The sequence below is a fragment of the Chryseobacterium formosum genome, assembly GCF_026460885.1.
GTDB classification, from domain to species: domain Bacteria; phylum Bacteroidota; class Bacteroidia; order Flavobacteriales; family Weeksellaceae; genus Chryseobacterium; species Chryseobacterium formosus.
The window spans coordinates 207,926-225,387 of sequence record NZ_JAOVZW010000003.1 but is presented as its reverse complement, the minus strand read 5'-3'; the positions used below and the strand labels follow the sequence as shown (position 1 = coordinate 225,387).

Sequence of the window (17,462 nt, the reverse complement as noted above, 5' to 3'; positions counted from 1 at the left end):
GGCCTTTGCCCCCCCGAAACTCGTGAAAATTAAAATAAAATCTATTTTTTAAGCTCAATCAAAAGATTTTCAATTTGGATTACATATTTTCCGTAAAAAATTCTGTACCAATATTTTGCCAATAAGAAAAGTCCGAAAAGACCAACCGCAAGCATGGAAAGGATAGTAGTAGCAATCTGAACATTACTCAACGGTGTGGGATGAGGAATAAATTCAATAACAATAATCAGTTCACATACCAAAAACGGAACAAATGAAAGCATAAATGAAAGATAATATTGTTTATTCAAATCAAACTGATGCTTTAAATCCTTCAGACCATCATAAGTTTTCATCATCGGATTACTGATATCTTTATACAATTTAAAAAATTTGCTAAAGAAAAAGGAAACCACAATCACCATTGAAAACAACAATACCGTTAAATAAAATTTAAACTTAAAAGGTGCTTCAGGAACCGGAATCCAGACTACGAAAAATCCGAAAATTAAAATTCCAAATGTTGACCAGAATTCCATTCGCATATTTTTCCTGATTTTTTCTAAAGGAAGATTGATTTTATTACTTTGTTCGATGCTGATTTCGGGTGTTTCTTCTGAAACATCGTCATTCCATGTATTTTTAAGGTCATCTATATTCATAATACTTTATTTTAGATTGAGATTGAGGATTCTATTATCAAGCATTAAAATGCAACCACATCTCTCATTATTTATTATTTAAAATTTCTTTCAGTTTATTTTTAGCGCGATTCATTTTTACTCTCACATTTCCTTCGGAAATTCCCATTTGGTCAGCAATTTCTTTGCCTGAGAAATCTTCCAGATAATAAAAGATAAATGCTTTATCGATCGGATTTAGTTGATTAATTGCTTTATACATGGCAGAAAGTTTTTCTTCCTTTTCGAGATCATATTCATCCTGTACAATTTTGTAATCAGTGAAATCTTCGTTGTTGATAAAACTTCTTTTCTTTTCTGATTTTAAGAAGACAATTGCTGTATTCAAAGCGATTCTGTACAGCCATGTCGAAAATTCGCTTTCTCCTCTGAAACCTGCATACGCTTTCCAGACCTGATACGTGATTTCCTGAAAAAGGTCATCACGATCGTCTTTATCATCCATATACATTTTAGAAATCTTAAAAATGATTCCTTTATGCTTTTCGATTTTGCTTATAAATTCCTGTTGTGAGGTCATGTTTTTGTTTCGCTCTGTAGAGTTAGTAGAGCATTGAAATAATTGTTACAGATTATCTCAAAATATTTTAAATGTAATCAAAAAATAGATACCACATATTTATTTCACATGTATGGTGGCGTAAAATTTGTGTTTACGTAATCACATCACAAAAAAATATTAATATGCCTTACATTACAAAACAAGACAGCAAAAATTTTGAACTTTATTATGAAGATTTCGGTTCGGGACAGCCGATTATTTTAATTCACGGGTGGCCTTTGAGCGGAAAATCTTGGGAGCTGCAAGTTCCGGTTCTTCTAGATTTAGGTTACAGAGTCATTACCTACGACAGAAAAGGTTTCGGAAAATCGGCACCGACTTCAGATGGATATGATTATGATGGATTAACTGCAGATTTACATGAAATTATTACTCAGTTAGATTTAAAAAATGTCATTCTCTTCGGATTCTCAATGGGAGGTGGTGAAGTTGTTCGTTATTTAACCAATTACGGTTCTGAAAATGTAGATAAAATTGCTTTGATTTCGTCTATCATTCCTTTAGTAAAACAAAAAGATGATAATCCACATGGAGTTCCGCAGGAAGATTTAGATGGAATTATGGAAAATCTTAAAACCGATAGAGTAACTTTCCTGGAAACATTTCACAAAAACTTTTACAACTACGGATTGCTTTCACAAACGGTAAGTCAGGCACAACTAAATTACGATTGGAGTATCGCCTCAAACGCCTCTCCTATCGCCACCATAAAATGTGCTGAAAGCTGGGCAAATACAGATTTCCGACCAGAACTTGGAAATGTAAATGTAAAAACGCTGATTGTACATGGTGATAATGACCAGATTGTACCGATAGAAACTGCAGGTCAACAAGCTGCAAAAGGAATTGTAGACAATGATTTTGTTACCGTTGAAGGCGCTCCACACGGACTAAACGTAACACATGCAGAAGCTTTAAATCAAATTCTCACTAAGTTTTTGACAAGTAATTAAAGTCTTTTTTCAATATATCTGATTGATTAATCAGAAACCCCGCAATAATTTATTTTTTTGCGGGGTTTATTTTTAGTTAGATTTAAATACTTAAAAAATATAATCTGTACTCAGGAAATTAGAATCGTGATCTCTTACAATTGTATTCAGCAACTCTTTGTTGGAATCGGTAATCTTCGCTGCAACCAACGATCTGATAGAAAACGAACGAAGCGCATCAAAAACAGAAAGCGTTCCTTCTGCAGAATCTTTTCTTCCTGTAAAAGGGAAAACATCCGGACCTCTTTGAGCCTGACAATTGATATTCACACGGCTTACCAGATTCACAAAAGGATCAATTAATTGTGAAACTTCTTGAGCATCTTCACTGAAAATACTCACCTGCATTCCGTGGTCTGCATTCACCTGATAATCGATCGGTTCTTCAATATCGTCAAAAGGAACTACAGGAATTACTGGCCCGAATTGCTCTTCATGATACAGTTTCATATCATTATTTACAGGATAAACAACTGCTGGGAAAACGAAAGATTCTTCTGTAAATCCGCCATTTTCATTCAAAACTTTTGCACCTTTAGATATAGCATCGTTAATACATTCTTGTAAATATGGAGGTTTATTCACTTCAGGAAGAGGGGTTATTTTCACATCTTTTTCCCATGGAAGTCCTGGTTTTAAAGCTGAAACTGCAGCCGTTAATTTCTGTGTAAATTCTTCAGCTACATCCTTTTGTACAAATATCAATTTCAAAGCAGTACATCTTTGTCCGTTAAATGAAAGCGCTCCGAGAATAATTTCACTCACGGCAATGTCGAGATTAGCATTTTTGGTTACGATAGCTGCATTTTTTGCGTCTAAACTTAAAATAGCTCTCAATCGATTAACTTTCGGATGTAATTTCTTCAATCCGTTCGCTACTTTACTCGAACCAATAAATGCTAAAACATTTACTTTTCCGCTTTCCATGATTGGGGTGATGATTTCCGAACCTTTTCCGTATAAAGTATTCACCGTTCCTTTCGGGAAAGCTTCTTTGAATGCTTTCAATAAAGGATAATGTGCAAGAACACCATGTTTTGGGAGTTTAAACAAAATCGTATTCCCCATAATTAAAGCAGGAATCAACGTTGTGAAAATTTCGTTTAAAGGATAATTAAAAGGTCCCATACTCAAAACGACACCAAGTGGAGCTCTTCTGATTTGTGCAATCGTTCCTTCCGCCTGCTGGAAACGTGAAGATTCTCTGTCTAAATCTTTCAGCGCATCAATAGTTTGGTTGATATAATCTACCGTTCTGTCAAATTCTTTTGTAGAATCTGCCAAAGTTTTTCCAATTTCCCACATCAAAAGTTTGATAATTAAATCACGCTCTTTAATCATTAAGTACACAAATTTCTGCATACATTTGATTCTTCCTTCCACAGACATTGTCGGCCACTCTCCTAAACCATTGTTGTAAGCTTTAACTGATGCTTCCAAGACATCCATTGCTTCTTTCGGACTGATATTTGGAATGCTTCCCAACAGTTTTCGCTCTAAACCGTTTTCAGTTTTAATACAAACCGGAGAATAGATTTCGGTTACATCTCCATTCCATTCTACTAATTCTCCGTTGAGGAGATATTCTCTTTGGTGGATTATTGGAACTTTATATTCTTCTGGAATTTCCTTTTCTGATTTGAACAGGTCACGGAATGACGCCTCATTAGCTAAACTCATAAATTATTCGGTTTTAATAGTTTGAAATTTGAAAGAATAAATTTAGACCTAAAAATCCGTTTTTAAAAGAGATAATTAATAGATTTGCTCTATTTAAAGGGTATTTGAATGATAATTAATATTGAATAAATCGGTCATCAGTAAAAAGAGAATTTTACTTCTTCTCTCTAAATCTTTTTTTCAATGTTACTAAAATCACCCCATTTCTTCCTTTACTTCCGTAGATTGCAGTGGCTTGTACTCCTTTAAGTATTTCTATATGTTTAATTTTCTTAGCATCAGAATGTTTAAAGCTTTTAGCATCAGTAATTTCACCATCAACAACCCACAAAGGCTCATTATTTCCTTGAATTGACGAAGGCATACCTCTTGTCGATGGTATCACTGCTCCGTTTTGAGAATTTGCTGACAGACCAGTTATTTGCCCTTGAAGATTTGCAAGAACCGAAGTTTTCACTGAATCTTTCTCCTGAGCATTTAAAGAAACAATTCCTACTGCTGTCAATATAAAACCAACGGCAAACTTAGATAAAAGTGAGTTGATAAACGAGTACTGAATATTCCGGTTAAGTTGTGATTCGTAAAAATTTCCGCAGATATTTTTTGATGATGGTTTAGATAAAACTTCTAATATCTCATCATCAGAATTATTTGTAAAATCTCTGACTGTTTTTGAACAAACCGAACAGAATCTTCCTTTTTCCTGTGGAGTCATCTCTTCCCAATTCTCATGACATGGTTTTTCTATTATAATTTTCATAGTATCTTTTTATATAAAGATGCTTATTTCGATAAAAAGGTTGTAATCATTTTATTATTTAAACAAAAAACTCAGCATTGCGCTGAGTTTGATTCTATTTTTCTGTTGATTTTACTGCCCAGAAAATAAGTAAAGGCTGCATAAATAATCGGGCAAATCTTTTTCCGTCAGTATTGAGCCCGAAACTGTTTCTGTCATTTTTATATTGGGCAATATTTCCCGGGAAAACGGCCGTAAAAAATGCTCCTGCTATCTTTCCTACAAGAGATTCATACTTTTTGGGAGTGGCAATAATGGTGGTTCCTAAAGCAATTTCTGCAATTCCCGAATACACAACTGTATCATCTTTTTCAAGAGGAACCCAATTGGGAACCTGTGCTTGAAATTCTTTCCTTGCAAAAGTAAGGTGACCGATTCCTGCAGTAATCAACATGGCTCCAAGTCCGTATTTTGCGATTGTTTTGATAGTGTCTGTTTTCATAACGTATATTTTGATGTTATGAAGTCAAGAATGATTCCATTCTCAACAAATTTGTTATTTTAAAGGTTAACTTACTGTTAGATTCTGAATATAAAGTCGGTGAGCCTCGAAACAGACACTCTGATACGCCTGTATCAGACACTGTGATATGAAGCTGAGTGAGAGACTGTTTAAAATTTAATAAATAATTCGCTAAACTTATTAGTAGAATAAAATTTAGAGTTTCATAGTTCGTTACTATCAATCAGTTTCTTACACTATTTTCTTCCCACAGTGAAAAAAAGTATTGTTAAATTATCTGTAATTTATATATTTACGCGCTCATTTATAAAACTTAAATACAAATTATGGAACAAAAATACTTTATACATGACGGGGTCGGCAAAAAAGGTCCTTACACATTAGAAGAACTGAGAAAACTGGAAATTAAAAGATACACTTTGATTTGGCACGTAGCTCTCAACAATTGGACGGAAGCCGATAAGCTATATGAACTGAAAAGTCTTTTTGAAACAACTCTACCTCCGATCAACCTCAGCAAAGAAATTCAAAAAGTTCCACCGAGTCTTCCTCAGACTACAAACATAGATTACAGAATCGGAAGAATAGAATATCTTAAAGACAACACATTACAGATTCATTATGAAAATGTAACGATACAATATCGTTATGCAAATTTCGGAGAAAGGTTATTAGCAAGGATATTAGATATTTTCATTATCATTATTCCTGCTGCCATTATTCCTATACTTCCGGGATGGCTGTATTTTGCTTTGATGCAATGCAGCGAATCTCAACAAACAATCGGGCAAAAAGCTTTAAATATAAAACTATTGAGTACAGATGGTGCAAAGATAAATTTCGGACAATCTACCGGACGCTTTTTCGCCAATATTCTTAATGTATTTACCTTTTTTATTGGTTTTTTAATGTTCTTTTTTAATAAACGAAATCAATGTTTACATGATAGTCTTGCGGGTACAATAGTTGTGTCAGAAATAAGAAGAATTAATAAATATTAACTGATATTTAATTAAAAAGTTAATTATAAATTACAAAAACCTGTTTCAAAGCAGGTTTTGCTGTTTACATTAAAATCTAATTCTTTAACAAAACAAGAGATACTTTTTTATGATTTTTTTTATATTTGAAAATATTTAATAAAGACAAAAAACCGGAGTTAAATACAAAGAAAATACAATTTAATGAAAGAAGAAAGTATAAATAAATTAAACGGACTGTTTTCAAACTTAAAAACGGAAGAACAAAAGCTCAAAGAAAGCCTGGAAAAACAGAAAAGTGAAGACGATCTTTTTATTGAAGGTTTTAAAACGCTGTGCAAGAATTTCATAGATCCTAAAATGCAGGAATTCAGAAGAATGCTTAGACAAAACGGATTTGGCGGTAAAATTACATTCAGCGAAGAAAATAAAACCGGTTTAGGAATCAATTCTCAAACTAATATCAAGCTTCAGATTTCAAGAAATGTGGATTCTAATTTTTATACGAATGATAAGTTTCCGCACATCATGTTTGTCGCTGACAAAAACTTAAAGAGAATCAGCGTTCATCAGGATACGATTTTTCAAAATGGAACCGGAACCGCAGCGATGAAAGAACAATATTATACAGTTGAAACGCTTAATGAAGATAATGTAGAAAAGGAAATTTTGGAATCTATCGAAAATATTTTAGTGAATAAATAAATTTAAAACCTGTATTTTTTGCAGGTTTTGTTTTAATCAATCATCACCACTAATACCGTTGAATTCTTTTGTGGAATAATGAAGAAAAAGTAAAATCAATAAGTCTTCTACAGAATTATCGGCTTTTATTTCCAAAATAGCCTCTTTCGTTTCTTTCTTTACAGCTTTGCAAATCTCGATTAGCAATTTCCCTTTTTCAAAAAGCTGATTAATACGGTCTAATTTGAAATTGTATATTCTTACCTCTTGTCCGGATTTAATGATCCTGTCTTTTCCCAAATCTGTAAAATAAATAATGCGTTTTGAGAGGCTGAGTTCGACATCATTTTTCAGAAAACCTACATTTTTTATTTCGTATGTACGAGAGGAATAATCTATCGAATGCTGTATTTTAAACCAACTGCTTTCATCAATAATTTTCCCGATTAACTTTTGACTTTCATTAGCCAAGAGAATATCTTTTTTTAAATAATGAGCGGTATAATTTTTCAAAATACATTTATTTACAAATTATTTGATCTTTTGATACTCCACGTTAGAAACCAAAACAGAATCATTCAAAGCAGCTAAAAACGCCAGTAAATCTTCCTTTTCTTTTGGATTAAAAATGATTGGTTTTTCCAGCTGTTTAGCTAAAGTCGGACTTTTTTCAATTCCCTTTTCGTAATGTTCCAAAACTTCGTAAAGCGTCTTAAATCTGCCATCGTGCATATATGGATAAGTATAAGAAAGATTTCGCAAACTCGGAATTTTAAACATCATTTTATCAATTGGCTCAAACGTTTTATTCCATTTTCCGTAATCTTTTAATTCTGAATTATAGGACAGTCCGTTATTGGCAAATTCATACGTTGAAAACAACGGTTCTTTATGACACGAACTACAGTTTTGTTTAAATAATTGATACCCATTTTTTTCAGATTGAGTAAACTTTGCTTTTCCCTGCTTTACTTTATCATATTTAGAATGAGCTGAGACAATTGTTAATTGAAACTGTGAAAGTGCTTTCATCAGACGTTCGGAAGTTGCCAAACTATCGCCAAAACTCTTATAAAAAAGTGCCTTATATTCTTTAGATTTATTGATTCTTCGTACAGCAACATTAATATCCTCTCCCATTTCTTTCGGATGATTGATAGGTGCCAAAGCCTGAACATCGATATTCACGACCGAACCATCCCACATAAATGTTTTTTGCCAAGCCAGATTAAAAATCGCCGGAGAATTTCTGTCACCAATTCCATCTTCAATCCCTTTGCTTAAATGATTTCCTGCATGGGAAAAAGCCTGATTAGACAAATGACAAGTTGAGCAGGAAATGGTATTATTTCTTGATAAAACAGGATCATAGAACAGTTTTCTGCCCAACTCCACCGTTGAAGGTTTTAAAGGATTTTTCTTAAAGTCATAAACCGGTTTAGGGAAATAAGAAGGGTAAATCAATGCCAAATCCTGAAGACTGTAAGAAAACAGAAACAGTAAAAGTAGTACAGCCGTAAAAGTTTTTAATCTGGATTTAATCATAAATCAATTCTACAAATGAAAATACCTCGGATCAGGATATTGAAACTCAAAATCTAATTCTTTAATTAATTTTTTAGGAGAAATTGTTCTTCCCACAGTCGTTCTCTCACCATCATAAGGCAAATCTTTCTGAGCATTAATTACCTCTTCTTTGCTTGGATGAATCGGAGCAACCACATTATAAACTTTAGATTCCGACTTATTATACAGCATCTTTTCAACAACCGAACAAATATCTACGTAATGAATATGATTCACCAACTGATCCAGATTGGAAATATTATAATTCTTCAAAAGCCTTTGACCGCCCATTAATCCAGCCAATCTCAAAATATTGGTTTGTGGGAATTTATCTAAAATAAAACGTTCACTTTCCACATCTTTTGCAGGTTGATCGTCTTCTGTAAATTCTTTTTCTGTTTCAGGATAAACGCCCGTCGAACTTGCTAAAAATAACTGACCTTTAAACTCTCCAAGAAAATTCAACAGGTTTTGCCTTTTGTCATTCATAGGAATTTGAGCACCTCTGATTCCGGAAAACGGAACACTGATAATAATGGCATCCAATTCTTTTGCGGCTTCCCATTCTTTCATTTCAGCATCCAATTCATTAGGAAAACTTATTAAAGTTGTATGATAGCCTTTAGATTGTAGATCTTCAATTTTCGATTCTGTCGTTGTGGTTGCGAAAATTTCGTATTGTTTTGATAATCGTTCTGCGATATGATTTCCAAGCCAGCCGCAGCCGATGATTCCTAATTTTTTCATATTTTTTATTTTACCCAAAGTTCCTCACACGAATATTTAAATTTATTATTATTAATTTTTATTTTTCCGGAATATTCATAATTATTTATTGAATCTGAAAAAGCTTTGGTCTTATCTATCACCACTTCAAGATTAACATTATTTTTATTGGAAAATTTTAAAATTTGTTTTTGCTGATTTCCTGCTGAATCTAAAACTTTTTTGTTATCAGTTAATTTCAGCGTATCATTATACTTTTTAGAATCCTTTTTCCATCCCTTAAACTCAGCTAATCTCATTTCAAAAAGAGAATCATCAATTCTTTTCAGCTCAAATGTATCATAACCACAAAGCATTCCCAGACTGCCTTGATTATCAGAGTTTTTAAATGAACTGTTCAGATAATCCCACTCAATCTTTTTGTCAATTGGGTTTTCCTTGCACGAAAAAAAGAATAAGATTAAAATAATGATATAATATTTCATTAGCGTAATAATTCCATTGAATAATTTAATATTCCAAAAATATCATTTTAATACTAATATTTCTAAATAAATACCGATGATATTTACGATCATGAATCCGTCGGTTCGATTAAAATTCTGAAAAGAATTCGTATCAAGAACCAGTAAGTCGAAGAACAAAACTCATTCATCATATAAAAAGTTCTCGATACGGCTTTCTTCAAAACCTACTCTAACTGACAAACTGTTTTGAAAGCTTGTCTGATAACGTCAATTCGAGTGTTTTTCGCAGTGAAACGAAGAAAAATGTATCGAGAATCAGTAAGCAGAAGAACAAAACTCGTTCATCATATAAAAAGTTCTCGATACGGTTTTCTTCAAAACCTACTCGAACTGACGGAATTTACAAAATATCTGGCTTCCAAGGCAACCTTTCCAGAATTTCAGAGTCTTATTAATAAAGAGGAATAATAAATATTTTTTAAGTAATTTTCTATTTCTCTCTGTTAAACCTTAAAACTCTGAGTCATGAAAAAATCACATTATATTTTAGGACTTTTATTAAGCTCTCAGTTATTTTTTGCACAAAAAGAAAAGCTAGCTGTCTTTGCGGGAATTGAACTGCAGCCAACCGTTTACAAATATCAACCGGCTGTAAATATCAATGTACGTTCATACCTCAACGACCGTGTTTCACTGGGTGGAGCATTAAGTTTTACCAGCAAAAAATACAGTGAAAATTTCGGTTATCCTGCAGACAGAACCCGATCCAATCACATTATCCTTAATTTTTTGGCGCAGAATGATTTTATCAACACCGAAAAGTTTTTTTTCAGTACTTACCTTTCTACAGGTGTATATTTTCTCAGCCTTGTCAATCCTGACGAAAGAACAACCCAAACTACTTATAGTGAAGTTGAGGGAATTTGGCTGGCAAATGAATATGAAGTTCCAAAAAAACTCAGCCGTGATATTTTCTATAATGTTCAGGGCGGACTGGATTTCTCCTTTAAATTAGCCACAATTACAGAAGATGAAGTTGGGATTTACCTTACGTCACGGGCAGCTTATCAGTTTGTATTCGGGAAAGGTGATTTTATTAATGGAAATCAGTTTACCAAACCTGTATTTTCTTTGGGTGTGACGTTTAAAGGTAATAAATAGGTTTCTTAGCTACACTTTTACATATCATTTTCCACACAGTTTGTCATCCCGCAGGGATTTCGGCGTAGTATTAGAGAAGTTGTATGGAGTGATTCGGGTTTAGATCCTTTCAGGATGACAAACGTTGCGCTCATCTTTTTTGTGGAACAAAACCTCTAAGCATACTCCTACTCACAGTTTGTCATCCCGTAGGGATCTAAACGTTTTATTAGAGATATCTTAGCTTAAAACTTCCACAATGATAATTAAAACTCTTATTGAAACAAATCATTCAAAAAATCCATATTGGGATTTTGAATTCTTATCAGCTCCAGTTTCTTAATCCGAGATAAATTTTTTATTTCTTTTTCCCGTTCAATTGCTTGTTGAATCCATCCAAATTTTTCATAGTAAACCAAGAATTCTACATTATATTTTGTGGTAAATGAGTTAGGATTTGATTTCGTGTTATGTTGATGTAATCTTTTATTTAGATTATTTGTTACACCTGTATATAGAACAGTTCTGTTTTTATTGGTGAGAATATAAATGTAAAATGTATATATTCCTTCAGTGAATTCAATCATTATGTGTTATTTATATTTAAGCCAATATAAATAATTTTTACCACATACTCTGTACACAATTACACACACGCACACACACGCACACTTTGTCATGCCGTACGGATCTCAATGTAATATTAGAAAACTGTATGGAATGATTCGGAGTTCAGATCCTTACAGGATGACAAACATGGCGCTTAATCTTACTCTTCATCATAACTCATATCCACCCACTTTGTCATCCCGCAGGGATCTCAACATAGTATTAGAGAATCGCTTAGAAAGATTCGTGTTCAGTTCCTTTCAGGATGACAAACGTTGCGCTTATTTTTTTAAAACTCAACATTCACAAACACATTACCACATACACTTTGTCATCCCGTAGGGATCTCAACATAGTATTGGAGATGTTGTATGGAGTGATTCGAGTTCAGATGCTTACAGGATGACAAATTAAGCGCATATTTTCTTTTTGTAAATACACTATAACACCCACTTTGTCATCCCGTAGGGATCTCAACGTAGTATTGGAGATGTTGTATGGAGTGACCCGAGTTCAGATCCTTACAGGATGACAAACGTTGCGTTAATTTTTTTTACAATACTAAACATTCACACATACTTCTGCACATAGTTTGTCATCCTGTAGGGATCTCGACATAGTATTAGAGAAGTTGCTAAAGATTCGAGTTCAGATCCTTACAGGATGACAAAAATGGCGCTTAATCTTACTCTTCATCATAACTCATATCCACCCACTTTGTCATCACTTAGGAATCTCGACATAGTATTAGAAAAGTTGTATGGAGCGATTCGGGCTTAGATCCTTTCAGGATGACAAACTGGGCGACAAATCTGCTTCATCATATTTAAATAAAAACTCAGCACTTGGCTGAGTCATTATCAATTAAGATGGTTTTTCATCTTTCGGTTTCGCTGAATTTTTCGCTGCTTTTACCAGTTCATTGGTATCATTGTAGAGAAGTTCCCAACCTGATACATCTTTCATGGCAGTCAGCAAATTCAGATAGGTTTTGAGGTTTTTCTCTAAATCCTTACGGATGGCGCTTGCGCTGGTCATCTGTCTGAGATCGGCATTGGCTTCTGCCTGTTCGCCAAACACGGTTTCAAAAGTTTCGTGTTTTGTTTTCATATCGGCGAATGCGGTGTTCACAGAGAGAAGGGCAATTTTCTGTTGGTTTTCCGGACTTTCCAATGTTTCAATGAGCTTGGTCATCTGGGCGGTTTGTGAGGAGTAGCTGAGACGGTCAAGATCCAGTCCGAAAGTTTTGAAAACACTGTACAGATCTTCCGCCGACTGAGAATTGGGTGCCGACTGAAGCTTTCGATAACCATCCAGAAAAGCTTTCAGATTGGTATAAGCGACATCTCTTTCATGGTCTGCCGTGGCAACGTCTTTTCCTTTTCCACTGTAGACTTGCTTGGTGTAGACCACATCGTATTCGTTGTAGGAAGTCTGCAAAGTTGCGGTAAGAGGATGGTTGGAAATCACAGGATATTTTCCTGACTGAATGTTGGTCATAATTCTCTGAGCCAAAGTCGCAAGGTCTTTAGTGCTCAGTCTCACTAATGAAATTTTCATCGTTTAATGTGTTTGTTTGTTAAAAATGTGTTAATTACTCAAAACAAATATAAATAATTCTGTATTTAGTTTAAAACATTTTGTGGGAAATAAAATACAGTTGCATGAAGTTCCCCGCAACTTGCTGGAGACTTCCTGCAATTGCATGAGGTTACAAACAAGGTTGTTTTAAATAAAATGCAGTTGCAGGAGGTTTGTTTTAAGGGTGTTTGTAAGTTCCTGCGGATTCGGTGGTTTTGATTTGGGATGAGATTGAAATAAAATTTTTTATTTTTTGTGGTTTTAAGGGAATCCGTAATTTTTGTTGAGAATAGTTGTATATATTTGAAAATTAACATAAAATTATTTAACCATGAGTGATTTAGATTACAATTCAATTAAAAGAAAAATTGAAAGTCAAAAATGTTCTGAACATAATAAGAATCCCCAATTTATGAAAACTTCAAAAGGGTTTGATATAAAAACTTGTTGTGAAAACTTCAGAAGTGAATTAGTTAAAATATCAGAAAGACTAATTGTTGAGGAAACTCAAAAAGCAATTGATCAGGTGATGAGAAATGCTTTCAAAAAATAACATTCCTCAAAACTTTATTTTATTTCAAGATAAATTAATAATTTAATATAAAGTAGTTCTCAAAATATTTAATAAGACTTATTATTAACCATATAAATTGAATTAACAAATGCATTTTTTTTACCTAGACGAAAGCGGCTGTAATGGTCGCGACTTGACAAATCAGGAACAACCAATTTTTGTAATAGGAGGAATTGTATTGCGAGATGAAGGTTGGAACAAAACACATTCTGAATTTCTTAAAATAATTGAAAATTATTTTAGTGGAGTAATACCTGAAAATTTTGAATTTCATACACATGATTTATTTTCGCCAAATGGTTCTGGACATTTTAGAAATCATACAAGGGAAAGAAGAAATTCTTTAATTAATAGTTTATTAGACCTCATAATTAACAGAAAACATCATTTTTTACATTTCGCAATCGATAAAAAGAAGTTAAATGAATATGATACATCACTTGTAACAAATAAGGATTACTTTGATTTGAAAGTTCCATATATTGTTGGCTATGATTATTTTATAACAATTTGTGAATACTATACAAAAAACTCATTGGGAAAGAGCGCAAGGGCATTAATTATTTTAGATGAAAAGGATATATTTATACAAGATATTGAAAGTGTCACAAATTTTAGAAGATTTGAAGCTATCCCCTCTAAACGTGTAAAATGGATTTCAGAATTTAGTTATGCAGTTGACTCAAAAAAGAATACGATGATACAATTATCCGATTTATTATTATTTCTTACAAAAAAGTATTTGGAAATAGAAAATGGATATCGGGATAATTATCCAATTGAAGTTAAAAATACTTTTAGAGAGTTTTATAGAAAAATTCATAATAGAACTGTTTGTAAAAGTTTAATTATTGAAGGCAACCGAGGTTCAGCGACATATGATAAATTTTTAAATGAAATATTTAGTAAACCTACTTTAAGATGGAATTCTAAAAACTATTAAATATATTTAGTATATTTGTAGTGGACTATTGGTGGAAATCGGTAGACACGGCATATTACCAATATGCTGCCAGCAATGGCGTGCGGGTTCGAATCCCGCATTGTTGAATATAATTATCCTATAATAAAAATAGAAAAACCTGCCTCACGGCAGGTTTTTCTATTTTTCCCGTCATTGCGAGGTACGAAGCAATCTTTCGAGTTTATTAAGCAAGTTCAACAGATTGCTTCGTCGTTCCTCCTCGCAATGACGGGTAAAATAAAATTTCAAAAATTACTCTCTATAAATAAAATTCCCAAATTCATCGACCAAGTCGTGAATCTTGTGTTCACAATGTCTTACATAATCTCCGATCTGAACTTTTTTGGAAACATATTTTTTATGCAAAACTCCGGTATCTCCATTATTAGTATCCAGTAATAAATAGTCATCATAAATATCAATGACTTTATAAATAACCCGAACAGCAACTGTTACAGTAAAAACTAAAAAATCACCAGAATTTGGTTTCTCATTATGTCCGATTGGTTTGATGTTATATTGAAAAGAATTCAATAATTCATTCCGATTTTTTAAATGTCCAACTTCTCTAATATTATAATGACAAACGGTTTCAGTTTCTCCATCAAATCTTTTTTCATTAGAAGAATTAATGATTCTGGACTGAACTTCCCAATAAAGTTTAGAAGAAACAGATTTTAAAACCATCCCTTTCTTGAATCCAAATTCAACATCAGAGAATTCCACAATGATTCCTAAATTCGGAAGATTAAAGGATGATATTACTTTATGCTTATGCTCAGAATCCATATTTAGAAAAGACTCTCATCCACAAAATTCGGCAACGTCACCTTCAAATTCGGTTCAATCTCCATTGCTCTTTTAATGGCGAAAACAGCACCTTCATTTCTTGCCCAGCTTCGGCGGGAAATTCCGTTGTTGACGTCCCAGAAAAGCATAGATTTTAATCTTCTGTCGGCATCATCGCTTCCATCGAGCAACATCCCGAAACCACCGTTGATTACTTCGCCCCAGCCAACGCCACCACCGTTGTGAATAGAAACCCAAGTTGCCCCACGGAAACTGTCGCCAATCACATTGTGAACCGCCATATCTGCCGTAAATCTCGAGCCGTCATAAATATTGGAAGTCTCTCTGTACGGCGAATCCGTCCCCGAAACATCGTGATGGTCTCTTCCCAAAACCACCGCTCCGATTTCTCCATTGGCAATGGCTTTGTTGAAGGCTTCAGCGATTTTCATTCTTCCTTCGGCATCGGCGTACAGAATTCTCGCCTGCGAACCAACGACCAGATTGTTTTCCTGAGCGCCTTTGATCCACGTGATATTGTCTTTCATCTGCTGTTGGATTTCCTCCGGCGATGTTTTAATCATTTCCTCCAAAACGGCACACGCAATATCATCTGTTTTCTGCAAATCTTCCGGTTTTCCGCTGGTACAAACCCAACGGAACGGCCCGAAACCATAATCAAAACACATCGGTCCCATAATATCCTGAACATAAGATGGATATTTGAACTCCCTTCCAATCGTAGGATTTTCCGACATTACATCGGCTCCGGCTCTGGAAGCTTCGAGTAAAAAGGCATTTCCGTAATCGAAAAAATAGGTTCCTTTTTGGGTATGTTTATTAATCGCTGCAGCGTGTCTTCTCAAGGTTTCCTGAACTTTTTCTTTGAATAATTCAGGGTTTTCTGCCATCATCGTATTCGATTCCTCAAAGGTTTGTCCGACCGGATAATAACCTCCCGCCCAAGGATTGTGAAGCGAAGTCTGGTCTGAACCAATATCAATTCTTAAATCTTCCTGATCAAATTTTTCCCAAACCTCAACGATATTTCCAAGATAAGCCAGAGAAACCGTTTCGTTATTTTCCTGAGCTTTTTTCACTCTTACCACCAGTTCATTCAGATTTTCGTGGATTTCATTCACCCATTTCTGTTCGTGACGGATTTTGGTAATCTTTGGATTCACTTCTGCAATGACCGTAACACAACCTGCGATAGTTCCGGCTTTTGGCTGAGCTCCGGACATTCCGCCTAAGCCTGACGTGACGAATAATCCGCCTTTGGGTTCTTTATTTATTTTTCTGAAAGCATTTAAAACCGTAATTGTCGTTCCGTGTACAATTCCCTGCGGACCGATGTACATGTAACTTCCCGCGGTCATTTGTCCGTACTGAGAAACACCCAGCGCATTGAATTTTTCCCAATCATCAGGTTTGGAATAGTTTGGAATCATCATTCCGTTCGTTACTACGACTCTCGGCGCATCTTTGTGCGAAGGAAATACCCCCATTGGATGACCGGAATACATTGTCAATGTTTGTTCGTCCGTCATTTCAGACAGATATTTCATCGTCAGAAGATACTGCGCCCAGTTGCTAAACACCGCACCGTTTCCACCATACGTGATCAATTCGTGCGGATGTTGCGCCACAGCATAATCCAGATTGTTCTGAATCATCAGCATAATCGCTTTCGCCTGCTCAGATTTCCCCGGATATTCTGCAATATCTCTCGCTTTCATCTCGTAATCCGGACGGAAGCGGTACATATAAATTCTGCCGTATTTTTCCAGTTCATCCCTGAATTCCGGCAATAATTCTGCGTGGAATTTTGGTTCGAAGTAGCGTAAAGCGTTTTTCAGAGCGAGTTTTTTTTCTTCGTCTGATAGAATTTCTTTACGTTTCGGTGCGTGGTTGATATTGGGTTCGTATGGTTTTGGCTGAGGTAATTCGTTGGGAATTCCTTGTTGTATTTGTTGTTGGAATGTCATTATATAGTTGATGGTTGTTGGTTGAATGTTCTTAGATTTTTTGTGGTTTTAAAGATATTCAAATTAGAAAATCCCTGCAAATAAAGAAAGAAAATATGCAGTATGATGGAAATTCCCCTCCTCTGGAGGGGTGGCGAAAATTCGAAAGAATTTTTGACGGGTGGTTTTTAAGAGTTTTTTGATAAGATTACAATATTATTGGTTGTTTATCATCATAT

Annotated in this window: 20 protein-coding genes and 1 tRNA gene; 8 read left to right on the top strand and 13 right to left on the bottom strand. The window is 34.3% G+C overall.

Translation table 11 applies throughout. The features are described 5' to 3' along the window. Positions 1-41: 41 nt before the first annotated feature. The gene (locus OF897_RS04450; protein WP_267264491.1) at positions 42-641 is read right to left on the bottom strand and encodes a hypothetical protein; all 600 of its coding nucleotides are present in this window, start codon (positions 639-641) and stop codon (positions 42-44) included. Between the two features lie 67 nt (positions 642-708). After that, entirely contained in the window at positions 709-1,200 is a 492-nt protein-coding gene (locus tag OF897_RS04445; protein ID WP_267264490.1) for an RNA polymerase sigma factor, read from the bottom strand. A 164-nt stretch (positions 1,201-1,364) separates the two neighbouring features. On the opposite strand from OF897_RS04445, the gene OF897_RS04440 reads away from it, so the two are divergent. Then, positions 1,365-2,195, top strand: a complete 831-nt coding sequence (locus tag OF897_RS04440; protein WP_267264489.1) for an alpha/beta fold hydrolase — start codon at positions 1,365-1,367, stop codon at positions 2,193-2,195. 90 nt (positions 2,196-2,285) lie between these two features. On the opposite strand, the gene OF897_RS04435 is transcribed toward OF897_RS04440, so the two are convergent. From OF897_RS04435 to OF897_RS04425, 3 genes are all read right to left on the bottom strand, one after another. After that, positions 2,286-3,914, bottom strand: a complete 1,629-nt coding sequence (locus OF897_RS04435; protein ID WP_267264488.1) for an NADP-dependent glyceraldehyde-3-phosphate dehydrogenase — start codon at positions 3,912-3,914, stop codon at positions 2,286-2,288. Between the two features lie 154 nt (positions 3,915-4,068). Continuing rightward, the gene (locus OF897_RS04430) at positions 4,069-4,674 is read right to left on the bottom strand and encodes a TonB-dependent receptor plug domain-containing protein (protein WP_267264487.1); all 606 of its coding nucleotides are present in this window, start codon (positions 4,672-4,674) and stop codon (positions 4,069-4,071) included. Between the two features lie 94 nt (positions 4,675-4,768). Continuing rightward, the gene (locus OF897_RS04425; protein WP_267264486.1) at positions 4,769-5,155 is read right to left on the bottom strand and encodes a DoxX family protein; all 387 of its coding nucleotides are present in this window, start codon (positions 5,153-5,155) and stop codon (positions 4,769-4,771) included. A gap of 347 nt (positions 5,156-5,502) precedes the next feature. On the opposite strand from OF897_RS04425, the gene OF897_RS04420 reads away from it, so the two are divergent. Both OF897_RS04420 and OF897_RS04415 read left to right on the top strand, forming a co-directional pair. Then, positions 5,503-6,177 (top strand): RDD family protein, encoded by a 675-nt coding sequence (locus OF897_RS04420; protein WP_267264485.1) that lies wholly within the window; start codon positions 5,503-5,505, stop codon positions 6,175-6,177. A gap of 183 nt (positions 6,178-6,360) precedes the next feature. Then, positions 6,361-6,861: a hypothetical protein gene (locus tag OF897_RS04415; RefSeq protein WP_267264484.1), complete on the top strand. Its 501-nt coding sequence runs from the start codon at positions 6,361-6,363 to the stop codon at positions 6,859-6,861. A 36-nt stretch (positions 6,862-6,897) separates the two neighbouring features. Here OF897_RS04415 and OF897_RS04410 read toward each other — a convergent pair whose 3' ends face one another. The 4 genes from OF897_RS04410 to OF897_RS04395 are packed head-to-tail and all read right to left on the bottom strand — an operon-like array spanning position 6,898 to position 9,617. Further along, positions 6,898-7,353 carry a hypothetical protein gene (locus OF897_RS04410; protein WP_267264483.1) on the bottom strand — a complete coding sequence of 152 codons (456 nt, stop codon included), beginning with the start codon at positions 7,351-7,353 and terminating at the stop codon, positions 6,898-6,900. 18 nt (positions 7,354-7,371) lie between these two features. Further along, positions 7,372-8,385, bottom strand: coding sequence for a cytochrome-c peroxidase (locus tag OF897_RS04405; protein ID WP_267264482.1), 1,014 nt, complete (start codon positions 8,383-8,385; stop codon positions 7,372-7,374). A 9-nt stretch (positions 8,386-8,394) separates the two neighbouring features. After that, complete coding sequence (locus OF897_RS04400; protein ID WP_267264481.1) at positions 8,395-9,153, bottom strand: NAD(P)-binding domain-containing protein; 759 nt, start codon at positions 9,151-9,153, stop codon at positions 8,395-8,397. A 5-nt stretch (positions 9,154-9,158) separates the two neighbouring features. After that, the gene (locus tag OF897_RS04395) at positions 9,159-9,617 is read right to left on the bottom strand and encodes a hypothetical protein (RefSeq protein WP_267264480.1); all 459 of its coding nucleotides are present in this window, start codon (positions 9,615-9,617) and stop codon (positions 9,159-9,161) included. A gap of 285 nt (positions 9,618-9,902) precedes the next feature. Here OF897_RS04395 and OF897_RS04390 point away from each other — a divergent pair, with 285 nt between their 5' ends. Then, entirely contained in the window at positions 9,903-10,067 is a 165-nt protein-coding gene (locus OF897_RS04390; RefSeq protein WP_267264479.1) for a hypothetical protein, read from the top strand. A 57-nt stretch (positions 10,068-10,124) separates the two neighbouring features. After that, positions 10,125-10,760 (top strand): hypothetical protein, encoded by a 636-nt coding sequence (locus tag OF897_RS04385; protein ID WP_267264478.1) that lies wholly within the window; start codon positions 10,125-10,127, stop codon positions 10,758-10,760. 254 nt (positions 10,761-11,014) lie between these two features. Here the strand turns inward: OF897_RS04385 and OF897_RS04380 are convergent, their stop codons facing one another. Both OF897_RS04380 and OF897_RS04375 read right to left on the bottom strand, forming a co-directional pair. After that, positions 11,015-11,326: a GIY-YIG nuclease family protein gene (locus OF897_RS04380; RefSeq protein WP_267264477.1), complete on the bottom strand. Its 312-nt coding sequence runs from the start codon at positions 11,324-11,326 to the stop codon at positions 11,015-11,017. An 886-nt stretch (positions 11,327-12,212) separates the two neighbouring features. Next, on the bottom strand, positions 12,213-12,908 hold the full coding sequence (locus OF897_RS04375; protein ID WP_267264476.1) for a DUF6261 family protein: 696 nt from the start codon (positions 12,906-12,908) through the stop codon (positions 12,213-12,215). 352 nt (positions 12,909-13,260) lie between these two features. Between OF897_RS04375 and OF897_RS04370 the strand changes: the two genes are divergently transcribed. From OF897_RS04370 to OF897_RS04360, 3 genes are all read left to right on the top strand, one after another. Continuing rightward, positions 13,261-13,482 carry a hypothetical protein gene (locus OF897_RS04370; RefSeq protein ID WP_267264475.1) on the top strand — a complete coding sequence of 74 codons (222 nt, stop codon included), beginning with the start codon at positions 13,261-13,263 and terminating at the stop codon, positions 13,480-13,482. A gap of 109 nt (positions 13,483-13,591) precedes the next feature. Then, positions 13,592-14,446, top strand: a complete 855-nt coding sequence (locus OF897_RS04365) for a DUF3800 domain-containing protein (RefSeq protein WP_267264474.1) — start codon at positions 13,592-13,594, stop codon at positions 14,444-14,446. A gap of 22 nt (positions 14,447-14,468) precedes the next feature. Continuing rightward, a tRNA-Gly gene (locus tag OF897_RS04360) sits at positions 14,469-14,553 on the top strand. Positions 14,554-14,719: 166 nt separating this feature from the next. On the opposite strand, the gene OF897_RS04355 is transcribed toward OF897_RS04360, so the two are convergent. Both OF897_RS04355 and OF897_RS04350 read right to left on the bottom strand, forming a co-directional pair. Continuing rightward, complete coding sequence (locus OF897_RS04355; protein ID WP_267264473.1) at positions 14,720-15,256, bottom strand: S1 domain-containing protein; 537 nt, start codon at positions 15,254-15,256, stop codon at positions 14,720-14,722. Positions 15,257-15,258: 2 nt separating this feature from the next. Then, complete coding sequence (locus OF897_RS04350; RefSeq protein WP_267264472.1) at positions 15,259-17,244, bottom strand: urocanate hydratase; 1,986 nt, start codon at positions 17,242-17,244, stop codon at positions 15,259-15,261. Positions 17,245-17,462: the final 218 nt, after the last annotated feature.

Coding starts and splice junctions, on each gene's coding strand:
- OF897_RS04355 (WP_267264473.1), bottom strand. CDS start 15,256: ATGGATTCTGAGCATAAGCATAAAGTAATATCATCCTTTAATCTTCCG.
- OF897_RS04430 (WP_267264487.1), bottom strand. CDS start 4,674: ATGAAAATTATAATAGAAAAACCATGTCATGAGAATTGGGAAGAGATG.
- OF897_RS04440 (WP_267264489.1), top strand. CDS start 1,365: ATGCCTTACATTACAAAACAAGACAGCAAAAATTTTGAACTTTATTAT.
- OF897_RS04350 (WP_267264472.1), bottom strand. CDS start 17,244: ATGACATTCCAACAACAAATACAACAAGGAATTCCCAACGAATTACCT.
- OF897_RS04365 (WP_267264474.1), top strand. CDS start 13,592: ATGCATTTTTTTTACCTAGACGAAAGCGGCTGTAATGGTCGCGACTTG.
- OF897_RS04375 (WP_267264476.1), bottom strand. CDS start 12,908: ATGAAAATTTCATTAGTGAGACTGAGCACTAAAGACCTTGCGACTTTG.
- OF897_RS04425 (WP_267264486.1), bottom strand. CDS start 5,155: ATGAAAACAGACACTATCAAAACAATCGCAAAATACGGACTTGGAGCC.
- OF897_RS04390 (WP_267264479.1), top strand. CDS start 9,903: ATGTATCGAGAATCAGTAAGCAGAAGAACAAAACTCGTTCATCATATA.
- OF897_RS04395 (WP_267264480.1), bottom strand. CDS start 9,617: ATGAAATATTATATCATTATTTTAATCTTATTCTTTTTTTCGTGCAAG.
- OF897_RS04420 (WP_267264485.1), top strand. CDS start 5,503: ATGGAACAAAAATACTTTATACATGACGGGGTCGGCAAAAAAGGTCCT.
- OF897_RS04370 (WP_267264475.1), top strand. CDS start 13,261: ATGAGTGATTTAGATTACAATTCAATTAAAAGAAAAATTGAAAGTCAA.
- OF897_RS04435 (WP_267264488.1), bottom strand. CDS start 3,914: ATGAGTTTAGCTAATGAGGCGTCATTCCGTGACCTGTTCAAATCAGAA.
- OF897_RS04380 (WP_267264477.1), bottom strand. CDS start 11,326: ATGATTGAATTCACTGAAGGAATATATACATTTTACATTTATATTCTC.
- OF897_RS04400 (WP_267264481.1), bottom strand. CDS start 9,153: ATGAAAAAATTAGGAATCATCGGCTGCGGCTGGCTTGGAAATCATATC.
- OF897_RS04415 (WP_267264484.1), top strand. CDS start 6,361: ATGAAAGAAGAAAGTATAAATAAATTAAACGGACTGTTTTCAAACTTA.
- OF897_RS04385 (WP_267264478.1), top strand. CDS start 10,125: ATGAAAAAATCACATTATATTTTAGGACTTTTATTAAGCTCTCAGTTA.
- OF897_RS04405 (WP_267264482.1), bottom strand. CDS start 8,385: ATGATTAAATCCAGATTAAAAACTTTTACGGCTGTACTACTTTTACTG.
- OF897_RS04445 (WP_267264490.1), bottom strand. CDS start 1,200: ATGACCTCACAACAGGAATTTATAAGCAAAATCGAAAAGCATAAAGGA.
- OF897_RS04450 (WP_267264491.1), bottom strand. CDS start 641: ATGAATATAGATGACCTTAAAAATACATGGAATGACGATGTTTCAGAA.